At 43.4% G+C, this 12,893-nt stretch carries 6 protein-coding genes; 1 reads left to right on the top strand and 5 read right to left on the bottom strand.

Annotated features, from left to right (window positions below; genetic code table 11):
- Positions 1–167: 167 nt before the first annotated feature.
- The 4 genes from OQJ75_RS16505 to OQJ75_RS16520 form a co-directional block, all read right to left on the bottom strand.
- Positions 168–2,879 (bottom strand): glycoside hydrolase family 3 protein, encoded by a 2,712-nt coding sequence (locus OQJ75_RS16505; RefSeq protein ID WP_265974139.1) that lies wholly within the window; start codon positions 2,877–2,879, stop codon positions 168–170.
- Positions 2,880–3,123: 244 nt separating this feature from the next.
- Positions 3,124–3,294 (bottom strand): hypothetical protein, encoded by a 171-nt coding sequence (locus OQJ75_RS16510; protein ID WP_265974077.1) that lies wholly within the window; start codon positions 3,292–3,294, stop codon positions 3,124–3,126.
- Positions 3,295–3,493: 199 nt separating this feature from the next.
- Positions 3,494–5,602: a hypothetical protein gene (locus OQJ75_RS16515; RefSeq protein WP_265974078.1), complete on the bottom strand. Its 2,109-nt coding sequence runs from the start codon at positions 5,600–5,602 to the stop codon at positions 3,494–3,496.
- A 148-nt stretch (positions 5,603–5,750) separates the two neighbouring features.
- The gene (locus tag OQJ75_RS16520) at positions 5,751–7,307 is read right to left on the bottom strand and encodes a glycoside hydrolase family 16 protein (protein WP_265974079.1); all 1,557 of its coding nucleotides are present in this window, start codon (positions 7,305–7,307) and stop codon (positions 5,751–5,753) included.
- A gap of 580 nt (positions 7,308–7,887) precedes the next feature.
- On the opposite strand from OQJ75_RS16520, the gene OQJ75_RS16525 reads away from it, so the two are divergent.
- Positions 7,888–9,189 (top strand): carbohydrate porin, encoded by a 1,302-nt coding sequence (locus tag OQJ75_RS16525; RefSeq protein ID WP_265974080.1) that lies wholly within the window; start codon positions 7,888–7,890, stop codon positions 9,187–9,189.
- 806 nt (positions 9,190–9,995) lie between these two features.
- Here OQJ75_RS16525 and OQJ75_RS16530 read toward each other — a convergent pair.
- A complete protein-coding gene (locus OQJ75_RS16530) occupies positions 9,996–12,773 on the bottom strand; it encodes a glycosyl hydrolase (protein ID WP_265974081.1) in 2,778 nt (925 codons plus the stop codon).
- Positions 12,774–12,893 lie beyond the last annotated feature (120 nt).

Below are 12,893 nucleotides of genomic sequence, written 5' to 3' on the forward strand. Positions count from 1 at the left end.
GAGCCTACTCTAAGCTTAATGGCTTGAGAGTGAGGCGGACCATATAATTAAGCCCTTTCCATGACAGAAAGGGCCTATTTTTCAGTTAGCAACAACAAGTCTAGAACCTAATTATTTTCGTTATAGCATAGCCCAATAGCCGCTAGAACATTAGGTGTTTAATCACTCTAGTTGCTGTCTAGTACTTCACTGCAGTCAACCGCATCTTCTGGTGTGCCGCTTGGATTTGGCACGATTCGGACTCTACCCAGATCAAACTCTACGCTTTGTTCACTGAACATCAAAAGTGGCGTGCTCATTCGTTGAAATGACATTCCTGCTTGCTCGAAACACTGTAGAGGGATTTTGACGGTCGTCCATTGTGCTGAAGGGGCTGGCAATACTCGGTTGATCTGTAATTCACCGATACATGGCCATTCACAATGTGTCGCCAGTGTCATGCTCTCAGGTGCTTGAGTTTTCATCCGAATATCAAACTCTAGAGTGGAGTTTGCGTTGGTATAGCGATTGTAGTCTGCTCCTTTTTTGTCGGGAGTCTGCATATACAATTGGGCAGCTGGACGTTCACTAAACGATTCTTCAGAGCTTAAAAACTTAACATTGAGGGCCGATTGTTGCATCCCGTTATAGTTAATACCGGTTGTCGTTAGTGAGTCTATTGACGTTGTGCCCTTGGTCACGGCAAGTGATTCCCAATTATTGGTGGCGCCAGACATTCTTGCAGAAAATTCACCTTTAGCGTCTTTACCAAAGACTTCCAGTGCTACTTGTGCAATGCCATTATCAGGTTCTGACATGCCACACCCGTAGTCTCTCGGATCAAGCGGAATATTATCTAGATCGTCATAACGAGCCTTAATCTCTTTTTGATCTTTATAGTTGAGCCCATATCCATAAGGGAAAAGGGGCTGATGCTCACCCGTGGTATCCTGTTCAATGAGGTTGCCAGTAATACCGTCGATCGGAGTTTGGTAATTAGGAATGTTCGGAGCGTTGCGATTGATGGTGGTCGAACATTTTTTTGCTCCCCATGAATAGCTCAGCGTTCCTTTGAAGTCATGGCCTTGTTTTGCGAAGAGCACATCGGTGATCCCTAGGCCTTCAGTACCAGGCAGCCAAGCAGCGACAAAAGCGTCAGATAGATTGATCTCTTCATTTACATAAAGGGGGCGACCGGAGTAGAAGATGGTCACAACCTTGTACCCTTGGCTTTTCAGGGTGCGAATTGTGTCTAGATCATTTTTGTAAGAAGGCTTAAGCTTTGCGAATTCTAAAGTTTGTGTTCGGCTGATATCACCAAACATCTCTGCGTAAGGATCCTCACCGATAACAACAATGGCGGTTGTGTTTTCCGGGCTAGCATTGGATATATCGGTCGTCACATTGTCAGGCCCTACCTCAGATTTCATCGCCATTAATAGTGTCTGTGCATTTGGAAAGTCTTTTTCAATGGTGTTTCCATCGCCTTGCCAAGACAGCGACCACCCACCTGTTTGCTTCGTAATATCATTTGCGGCAGAGCCTACAACCAAGAAACGATCGTTTGTTGATAAGGGAAGTACATCGTTGTTTTTAAGCATCACGAGTGACTCTGACACGGCTTGGCGAGCCAAAGAAACATGCTCTGGAGCGCTTAATACCTCTTGTTTTCCGGCTAAAGAGCGCAAAGATGGCATTGGTTTATTCCATAAATTAGCGCGTTTTTTAACTCGTAGTATCCTAGTAACGGCATCATCAATGCGTGACATTGGAATTACACCTGAACTCACCTGTTCAATGACATTATGATAAAACGCTTGCCAGTCTTCACGCGCGGTGATCATGAATACATCATTACCCGCGATAACGGCTTGTGGGCAATTTGCGGCTGTACAGCCATTGATCTCACCTTGTCCGTTCCAGTCTGTGACAACAATACCATCAAAGGCCATTTTCCCTTTAAGTACGTCTGCTATCAGGTACTCAGAGCCATGAATTTTTTGGTTGTTCATATATGGCTGGTCTAATGTATTGGCTTTGTCGGTACTCATTGGGTCGTAGTTATTAGGGTCCCACCAAGAATTGAATGAAGACATCACCACTTGCGCGCCAGAGCTTAAGCCCCCGACATAACCCATGGCGTGAATATTGCGAAGGTATTCCTCTGTGTAACGGTTTTCACCGTGGTCAATACCATCGAGCGTACCGCCATCACCGATCCAGTGTTTGACGTTTGAGATCACATGATTGTCTCCCTTAAGGCCGCTTTCTCCGCCTTGAATACCAGCCACCATGCGCTTGGCGTATTGGTAAACGATTTCAGGATCTTCAGAATACCCTTCGTAGACGCGCCCCCAGCGATAGTCTCTCGGAGTAGCGACGGTGGGTGCAAAAGTCCAATCTAAGCCGGTTGCAGCCACCTCGCGGGCGGTAGCGACGCCGATTTTTTCAATTAACTCTGGATTGCGAGCCGCTCCTAAACCAATATTGTGTGGGAAGAGCGTCGCTCCAAATACATTGTTATGACCATGGACGGCATCTGTGGCCCACATGAACGGAATGCGAAATCCGCGGCCTTCATAACTTTGTTCAAGTGCTAGCCAGAATTTGTCCGCTTCATTGGCCCACCGTTTTGCCGACGCATACTTGTCGTCGTCGGGGAAGCCACCACCGCCGTTTAAGATGGAGCCTAGTTTGTACTTTTGTGCTTCAGCTGGCGTGACTTCACGTAGATCTGGCTGAACCATTTGTCCGACTTTCTCTTCAAGAGTCATGAGTGACACGATTGCCTTGATCTCTGCCTCTATAAGTGGGTCTTTTGATATTTGGCTGTTTGTCGGCTGCCAATCGTTCAAGTAAGGTAGAGCGTAATTTGAATCTAACTCGGTAGAGGAGGTCATTGTTTGGCTGATAGTTTGGTCGGGAGTTTGGCACCCTAAAATAAAGCTTATGGAAATGCATAAGCTCAACATCGATTTTTTATAGATAAACACGTATAAACTCCTGTTCATCGCAAGGCGACACAGTATTTTATTAGATGGATAAATTTAGAAACCATTAATCAAATCGGAGACTTAATTGATGGTTAAGAGGAATTTGGGAGACTAAGCAGAGTGAAAAAAGAGAGACCCTGCTTAGTTTCAATTAGATGTAGTATTTGTTGTAGTCTCGTGCGCAGAGCACTCCTGATGTGACTTTAAAAGGCAGACCGGCAGGCACGACTAGCGTTCGTTTCTTGTAGCGGACTAAGTCTTTTAAAGATTTGGCATAGGCGTATTTGCTCGCGAGATCTTTCCAGTAATTATCAAAACTCATGGTCGTCACCTTGAATAGGAGTGGCCTTTTTTGGTTAGGTCACCGTAAAGACTCATTGATTCTAGTGACGAGAGGAAGCGCGTTACTCGCTCTCGTCGTTTATGTTGAAGGCTGCTTTGAATTTAGGAATAACCAAGTTTTAGGAGTAGCCTATTATCAAGAACAGCCATTTTTAAGAGCCGTTTATTTTAAAAACAGCCTATTTTGAGAACTGCATATCTGTTAGATAAAACTTGTCACCAGAAGCGCCATTACTACCGAAAATAGCGACTTGCATGACTTCGTTAACATCGATTGGAAGCTTTGTCATATCAAATGAGTATGTCTTCCAATCGCTACCCACAGTTGGAGTCAGCAATGTTTCGTAAGATGCGCCTTTGGTTGTATTAAAGGCAATCTTGAAGTCCGATAGGGCACCTACTGATGCGAGTTTAAAACTCAGGTTTTTGTATTGGTTCATATCAAAGTCGAATGGTAAAATTTCACCATAGACATCACCAGTGAAAGCAACAACCGCGCCCCAACTGTCGCCTTTTGTCATTTCCCACGCATTGCTACCTAGGTACGTTGATTCCAGGTTGAAGTCTGTCCCCGTTGACCATTCATTGAAGGCAGCGTTACCAACATTAAGGAAAGCACTGTCATCATAAGTTAGGTCTGAATCTAAACTTGTCGGTGAAATCATGACGAAAGCATCACCGTAATCATTGCGATCGCGAGTAGGGTGTATACCCGTGTCGTAAGCAATGAAGTCTGTGACATACAATGTTTGGCCCGTAGTTTCTGGCGTATAAACACCGTAAACCGCAATTTGGTTAATATCGCTTAGTGCGAGTCCAAAAGCGTTAAGATCAATATCTATCTCGTTCCACTGTGTTGCATCGTTTAATCCAAAAGGAATGACAGAGCTTGTCGCTTTACCATCAACGTTTGTATCTAGGAAAACCTCAAATCGGTCAAAGGCACCCTCGGCGGCAACTTTTAGCTTCAAGTTAGTGTAGTTTTCCAAGCTAACTAGGTTAACCGGCGCGGTTTCAGTATTGTTTTGGTTGGTCATCGCCAAAACGGCACCCCAACTTCCATTCTCTTCGAGGATCCATGTAGACAGGCCATCAAACGAGCCAGAAGAGATAACGGTACCTGTGCTCCATTCGCCATAAGCGACGTCTTGTAGGCCGGTTTCACTGGTTGAGTGTAAAATGATGAAAGGGCTTTCTAAGTTGTCGTCAACCGTTGGTTCTTGAGTTTTGACGAACTTATAGTCGGTAACGTAGAAAGTAGACACGCCCGGTGTTCCGCCAACGCCCATGATGGCGATAGAGCTTACGTTAGAAGTTTCTAAAGAGAAGTTACTAAGATCAAGTCGTACCGATTGCCATTGATCATTGATGCGATCGTCAACAGGTAAAAGCAGTTCTTTGCTTACGCCGTTTGCTTCTAGAGTAACGGCGTATTTTTCGAAACCACCGAGTGTCGCAACTTCAACATCTAAATACGTGAATCGGCTGAGATCTTGCTCAATACCGCCGTTGAACACTAAAACAGCACCCCAGTTACCTTCTTCAGGTGATTTAGGACCCGAAGTAATGCTCCATGCGTTTTGGCCCAAGTAATTTGAATCACCACTGAAGACAGTACCAGTGCTCCATTCTTGAACGGTATCGTCACCAAAAGTAATATCCGATACTTCGCTGCCAGAACTGATCAGTACAAACTCATCCGTTGCCGGCTCAACGACCACTTCTTCACTTAGGTAGACATCTGCTAGCTCGACTTGACCCGCATTTTCAAAAGTCAGCGAAAACCAAGATGTTTCAGCATTAGGCGTTACCGGGACTTGCATTTGAACCCAGCCATCGGAAAGTGCAGTACCACTTGAGATTGCGTAGTTGTCTTTGTATTCAGCTTGTAAGGTGACGATACCCACTTCAACCGTGTTTGCTGTTGTGGTACGAACCTTGAAATTCGCATGCGTGATATGGGTGGCATCAATTTCATTGCCTTCAGAAACGCCCCATGCAATGTTAGACGTTGGTGCACCCCAGTTAGAACCTGGCTGCATCACAAGGATTTCACCGTATTGGCTGTTTTGAGCGGTGGCAAAAGTACTGCCACTTCCCCAGGTGTCCCAGAATTCGAAAGTGTGGTTGATCTCTTCAGTAGCGTGAAGAATATAGATACTTTCACCAACCACGACAGGAGGCGGTGGATCGATCGGTGGTGAGGTTACGTCAGTAAGCGGGTCGTCACCACAACCAGCAAGAGCCAAAGCGGCCAGTGTTGGTGCTACATATTGGTACAGTTTCATTTTAGACTCCATTCAAAGAAAGCGCTTACAAATCGAATTTTGAGAAAGGTATAACACTTTCTTTCTTTATAGTAATTTGAACGAAATAGTAATTAGAACGAATTAGATACGTTGGGGGTAGCGTTCGTGAGAAAGCTGAAACTATCTATTAGCGTTCGAATCGAACATTATCGAGTTGGAAAATCATTTCGCCTTGAGGATCAAGAACCAGTAGGTTTTTGATCTTTGACATATCCACTTTTCCTGCTCCAAATGAGTTGCCATTTTGCACAAGATCATTCAGACCAATGGTGATGGTATTCCACTGGTTATCTTTAGGGATCTCAACAGAGTAATCGCTCACGTTTGGCCAGCCACTGTCAATTTTCACCACGATCTTGTCGCCTTTAGTGACTTCTTCCATTTTAATGTCAAAGACCAGTTTTGCGTCTTTCGTCCATGAAGAGAGGTCTAGCTCTGGTGTTGCGAAGTAGACATTACCTGTTTCACCTGTTTTCGTAACCTGCATTACTTGACCACGGTCATCAGTGTCGACATAGTCAAAGCCCATAATCACGCCTTGTGGATCGTACTCGTTTTGCTGCAAGTACTTACTCAATTCACCATCGAAAACCGAAATTGTGTTGCCTGTTATGTAATCATTTGGTAGCTCAACGGTGATAGGTGGCTTATTACCTTTCACATGAACGGCGTCTTCAGAAACCGTCGCACAACCTTTACCTGTTGTTGGATCGGTTGAACATTGGTAAACACGAACGTAGTCGACTTCAAGTGCTTGCGGGAAAACGGAAGAATCGATGCCTTTTTCATTGGTGTTACCCGCCCATGACCCGCCTATCGCCAGGTTTAGCAAAAGGTGAAATCTTTGCTCGAAAGGGGCGTCATCAACACCGATGACCTTCTCACCATCTTTTGTATATAGGTTGTACCAACCATCCGATGTCTGAGTTGCAAAATGCACATCATCCACATACCAACGCATCTCATCTTTTTCCCACTCTAATGAGTAGGTGTAGAATTCGTCACCCGGGTTTTTATTATCAGGTACGGTATAAGCTTGACCTGAGTGCTTATTATTTGGCCACATGCCGCCGTAGTGCAGGGTGCCATAAGTACGAGTTTCTGGTTGTCCATTTTGATCACCATGGATATCAGATTTACTCTTGAGGTTAACGGCTTCTACAATGTCGATTTCGCCAGAAGCTGCCCATGTGCCATAAACCCAATCGGAAGGTAGCATCCAAATTGCAGGCCATGTGCCTTGACCTACGGGCATTCTCGCTCTAACTTCAAAGCGACCATATGTCCAATCGCCTTTATCGAGACTGCGTAAACGTGCAGAGGTGTAAGGTAAGGTTTTTAAATCGTCATAATTGCCGTCGACGTTGTTAGGGCCTAAAAAGTTTTCTTTATTTGCGACAATATATAAAACGCCACCTTCAACAAATGCATTTTTATCTCTTGCTGTGTAGCATTGCTGTTCATTGTTGCCACCACCCCAGCAGTTTTCTTCGAGAGTCCATTTAGAGTCATCGATTTCAGTGCCACTGAACTCATCATTCCAGACTAACTCCCACCTCTCACTTTTTTTGATCGCTGGGTCGGACAACGTTTGTTTTGGTACAACAAAGTCGGAGCTGGAACACCCAGAGAGTAGTACAGTACCGATAAATAAAGCCAAAGGTGTTGGCTTGCTTAAGAACATAAGATATTCCTACATAAAATGAAAAAGAAAGCCCTTTCTTTATAGCCATTCCCTAATTCTCTTTCAACTTTTAAATAAATAATGGGTATTTTCTGTTCCTAATTTGTGATGAGGCTCAATAGAGAACTTCCTATTCTATGAATATTCAATAAAATTTGAGTGTTTAAAATAATCCATCAATTAGGCGAGATAAATATTATATACCTACTGTTAGATATTGAGACTTGTGTTGTTTTTGTTTTTATCTTGTTGTTTTTATGGAGTTTAATTGCGATTAACACATCGGGTGAATTGATCTAAAGGTAATGATGATGTTTTAATATTAAGAATAAATCGCATTAACCATGTCACTTAGCCTATATAAAACATACATGATTCAAATTTGCAGAAAATAAGGTGTGTATCATGTTTCATTTACGGTCCTAATCTTCACTTTCATTTTGAAAGCGCTTTCTTAATTATGAGTTTGATCACGGTAATATCCTGTTTTAGTCATTAATATTCAAAGCCTAACGGGTCGCTTTGAAGAATATCGACGCCAATAGAAAGCGTTTACAACGAATTATCAGTAGGGATGACAATGAAAAAATCACAGGTACATTTAGCATGTATGCTTGCGTTAACCGGAGCAACCAGCTCATTTACAGCATTTGCTGAAAATACGGAAGGCTTTGAATTTGGTGGCTACTTCAGACAAGGTGTGCTCTTTAGTGCAGAAAATGATTTCAAAGATTCAGACTTTATTGGCCAAAAAGAGACACTAGGGCGTTTGGGCCTAGAGTACGACAACCAAACCAATATTGACCTTGGGTATCGCTGGGTATATGGAGATGGACGAGAGCTAAAAATTGGTACGGGTGTCTCAGAAGGTCTTACTGCGGGCTCAGGTAGTGGTTTTGTTGAAATAAAAGGTTATACCGAGACAGGTAAAGTGTTCGCAGGTAAAAGAGACTACGGTAAAGAACGATATATCTGGATGACAGATTTCTTCTATTCTGACATGTCGGGTACCGGTATTGGTATTGAGTCAATGAAAATGGGCAGTGCGATTGTAAATGCGGCTTATATCGCAAGTTATCGTGATGATGATTATGACCTAGAAGATAATGCGACTAACCCAAATTCTGAGAACCTTAATAATAAAATGCACGCGATTAATATTGCAGCGAAGTATGGAGTATGGGATGTCTCAGCAACGTTCAAAACCATGCCTGATAACTGGGACCGAAATGGTAAAGAGTGGACTGAAACAGGTTATGATCTAACCGTTGGTTATAAAATATTTAACTTTTTAGGTCTGCAAGGAGATGGTAGCTCAAATACCAATATTGTGGTTCAAGCAGGTAAAGGTTTGGGTGCTGGCCAATTGCTTGGTGGTACAATTACTTCATACAATGCATATAAACCAGGGGCCCTTCGTCACGGCGAACATGAATTTGAGTGGGGCGTTGGTAACGATGCTATCTCGTTAATGACGCATTTAGAAGATGATGATACTTCATACCGAGCATTAATTTTTGGTGGACACAAGTTTGACAGCGGTATTAGTATTTTCCCGTCTATCCAAGGCCAATACAATGATTACGCCGACGGCACTTATGATTATTGGGCTTCGGCAATGGTTCGTCCTGTGATTGGCATCAATGATAAGATGTACCTTCAGGGTGAGGTCGGTTACGTTTACAATAACTGGAACGGCGACTCTTACGACCAAGCTAAGATTACCATTGCACCAACATTGATGTTCCCAACTTGGACAGGGGTTAACCCAGAAGTAAGATTGCTCGCGAGTTACGTTGTGAACTCATGGACAACAGACCCAGACGCTGGACAGTCTAAAAACGACTTTGTTGTCGGTATTCAAACAGAAGCAAGTTGGTAATCCATCATACCAATCGTAGTAAATAACGAATCATCCTAGCGGGTTAAAGCGCTCGATAACTACGTTAGAATTTTTGATTGTATAATCATTATTTATCGAAAAATTCTTCCTTGTTCTCAATCCTTTTTCTGCGCTATTTCTGCAAATTTACTTACTGTGATTGGTATCAGTTTCTAGAGTTCAGCTCCTTCGGGGGCTGTTTTTTTATCTGCATTATAAATGCTTGTCTTATTCTTGCCGCTGATCTTGTCATACTCCAAATACTCCAAATACTCCAAATACTCCAAATACTCCAAATACTCCAAATACTCCAAATACTCCAAATACTCCAAATACTCCAAATATTCCAAGTTCGTAATAACAACCGTTACTCGAATTGAGTTCTATTTATTTTATTTGAACTGACTTTCGTAAATTGAATCGTGATTAATAGACCTTTTATATCCAACTATCGGTAATATTAATATCTGTAAGTCTCAGGTAAGCCGTAGGCAGAAATAAAAATAGCGTGGGATCAAGGCTGAGAACTGAGTGACCCGTTATTTATATCGATTCGTATAAGCTCAATTCGTATAAACCATCGTTCCACATAAGCGATAGATTCAACAATAGATCAGAGAGAGCTTTGAGAGCAAAGGCCGGGCTTGATAGCCTAGGGCAGAATTAAAGCCTTTGAGCAGAATAGAGTATTAGAGCAGAACAGAGAGCAGAAAAAATAGGACGATAAAAAGCGCCTACAGAATCGGGGCGCTCTATTTATTATTCTTCAATGAATGGGGGGATCATTAAAGAATGGTTATAGGTAATTACCGTAGCGTAAATCCATTTGGCTCGGCAATAACAACAGTGCCATCGCTAAATGTCACGGTCTTGTCTGAATTCCCATAGTTATAAACTGCGTAGGTTTTCTGACGAGCATTTTCAAATACGACCGCAGATGGGTAATCGGCTTTTATATCGGATTGCATTGCACCCAACTGTTTCCAAGTGTGCAACCAGTGATAGGTATGGGCCTTGCTTGAACCACGTTCTACTACGTAGTCTCCGTAACTTTCGTAGTCGGAAATAGCGGCGTCAGGGTTGTGCATGGCGATAATGTTCCACCAAATATCACGCCATTCATCTTCACCTAGACCAGACGGTTTGCCGTTGGTTGATTCACTCAACCCAAGGTCAATATAATCGTTCATATAATCAGAGTGTTGGCCAAGGTGCAGCGACAATGTATTTGAAGGCAAGCCTTGAATACCAAGTATATGGGTATATTTTGGGCTAAACCATGTAGAGAAAGTCGCACCATCGCCCCAAATAATAGACGTTGTTATACGGTTATAGCTTGGTGGGAAGTTATCTTTATCGGTATCGTTATTTTCAGCTGTATAAGCATCAATATTGTTCCAATATTCCCAAAATGAGTTAGTCGTGGATGCATGGGTATACATACCGCGTTCAACGAATTCATCTTTGCCCGTTGCTAAACCGTAAAGAACCATGGCGCCATACGCATTGGCCGCTTCAGATGTGGATTCATTGTTGTTTCCGCGCGTGAAGTTAACCATGCCAGACGCCCATGAGAAGCCGTTAGCAGGATCAAAGTGGCGCATATAAGGGAACATGTTGTCGCCTTTACCTGCGGCATAGTCGCGGATCAATAACTCAATCATAGGTCCGTATTGTGCGTCACTACACCAACTCACATCTTGGCGGCAAATCTCGGCAGCAGCTCGCACGAAGTACCCATAATGAAAATGGTGATCGTTTAATTGCTGGTGGGATAAAAATGACTCTTTAATACCGAGTAATGTATTCCACTGTTGGTCGTAGACAAAATACTTTTCTGTATCGAGATCGCCAGTTGAATTTGCAGTAAACCAATCTTCTAACTCAACCTTAAGCCACTGAATAAATTGTGAATTCTGAGCTTCTAGGCCTAGCGAATCACTGATGGCTGCCAACTCTGCTACTTGTCCATAAATTTTACCTGCCCAGTATGTGTCGGTATATTCTCCCTTTTTCGTGTAACCGTCGGAATCATATTCGTTGAGCCAATTTTCCTCGCCAAGAACGATAAAGTCATTGATATAAGCCGTTAATATTTCGGTATCTAATGCTGATGCATCGGTCGGTAAGTAGGGTAGAGCACCAATAAAAGGGATCGTGTAGTTAAATGAATCTGTTTGCGCGTACTTAATGACACCACGAGCGCTTCGCGTTTTGAATTCAGAATCAAGGGCAGTTTGGTTTTTCCATGCCATAGGGAAAAGGCCTGCAATTGTATCGACCTTTTGCCCGCTGCTATCTAAGTAAGAGTGAGTCACACTGACTTGACTGTTGTCACGATCTACGTGGTAGTCGACATCGACTGATTTCACGACGTTTCGAGCCTTAGGGGCATAGAATGCTACCTTTTTCTCGATGCTCATGTTGTCGTTAGGAAGTAGTGCGACGGTAAATTCGTTAGCTGCGTTGTTGATTCCAATATTGTCGCTGGTGGTATTCGTGAACTCAGTGTCGCCTTCACCAACGATCAATACTTCAGTTTTGTTGCCAGCTACATTCGTCCACACACCCATCGTGTTGTTGGCCGGTTGATGAGAAATGCCTTTTTCACCACCGTCGGGTCTGAAGGTATGAAGTTCAGCTTTGCCGCTGTATACCTTAAAAAAAGCGTAAGGAGATCCGTGGACAAATGTCGCCTCCATGACAGGCGTGCCTTCCGGTGTCTGCCACTCTACGGTTACAGAGCCATCACTGGCATCTTGTAGTTTAGCTTCTAATTGATCGTGTTCAGTGTTCGTGATTGTTACACCATCAAAAGTCTCGGCGAATGGATCAGGAATTTGATATTGGAATATATCGGCTCCAACGCCTCTTAGGCCAGAGGGGATACCTAAGATACGCACACCAGTATTGGTAATACGAACTAACATTGGGTCAGGAGTCAGGTAGCCAGCATGATTAGGGTTGCCAATTTGCATCTCGCCCATAAAAGAAAGAGATCCCCACCAACGGTGAGCTTGCACGGGTTGAGTAGCAGCCTTACCTGTAACTTGTGGTATTACCGGTTGCGCTTCACCAATTGGACGACCGTTTGAGTCGCAGCCTGCAACTGCAGGGCTTACCACACCGGCACTATGGATCCAATGGCCGTAGTCTGTTGTACAACCGTAGCTCAAAGGGTTAAATTTTGTCGCTACGTTACCGGTACCAAATACTAAGTAATCGCCAGTGGGTGGCGGGGTAGGGTTTCTTACTGTTACCGTTCGAATCTTTTCTGCTGTGTTTCCAGCCGTATCAGTGGCGCTGTAATGAATTTTATAGACCCCAAGTTGGTTTGAATCAACATTGTTGGTGATGTTGAGGTCAAGATCGGTATCCACATTGTCTGTTACGGTTGCACCTGGGTCGGTATAGAGTTGCCCAATATCTGTGTAATCGCTTTCTTGACCGTTTAGCGTAATAACTGGCGCAATAGTGTCAATACTTGGAGCAGGAGTGCTGGTCCCATCGCCACTGCTGCCTCCACAGGCTGTTAACGCTAAAGCGAGTGAGATAGGTACATATAGTTTGTTGTATTTATGCATGTTTTTGACCCCTAAATAGGATGATAATATAAGCTGTTTTATGGGTATAAAATGCTATGAAATCTTCATGGTTCTTAGGTTTTAAACACTTCATATCCGTTTCTGACTATAAGATAGCGC

This window comes from Vibrio sp. 14G-20 (assembly GCF_026241515.1).
Classification (GTDB): domain Bacteria; phylum Pseudomonadota; class Gammaproteobacteria; order Enterobacterales; family Vibrionaceae; genus Vibrio.

Bases quoted from the DNA above. Each gene is read 5' to 3' on its own strand.
- OQJ75_RS16505 (WP_265974139.1), bottom strand. From the start codon at position 2,879: ATGACCTCCTCTACCGAGTTAGATTCAAATTACGCTCTACCTTACTTG.
- OQJ75_RS16510 (WP_265974077.1), bottom strand. From the start codon at position 3,294: ATGAGTTTTGATAATTACTGGAAAGATCTCGCGAGCAAATACGCCTAT.
- OQJ75_RS16515 (WP_265974078.1), bottom strand. From the start codon at position 5,602: ATGAAACTGTACCAATATGTAGCACCAACACTGGCCGCTTTGGCTCTT.
- OQJ75_RS16520 (WP_265974079.1), bottom strand. From the start codon at position 7,307: ATGTTCTTAAGCAAGCCAACACCTTTGGCTTTATTTATCGGTACTGTA.
- OQJ75_RS16525 (WP_265974080.1), top strand. From the start codon at position 7,888: ATGAAAAAATCACAGGTACATTTAGCATGTATGCTTGCGTTAACCGGA.
- OQJ75_RS16530 (WP_265974081.1), bottom strand. From the start codon at position 12,773: ATGCATAAATACAACAAACTATATGTACCTATCTCACTCGCTTTAGCG.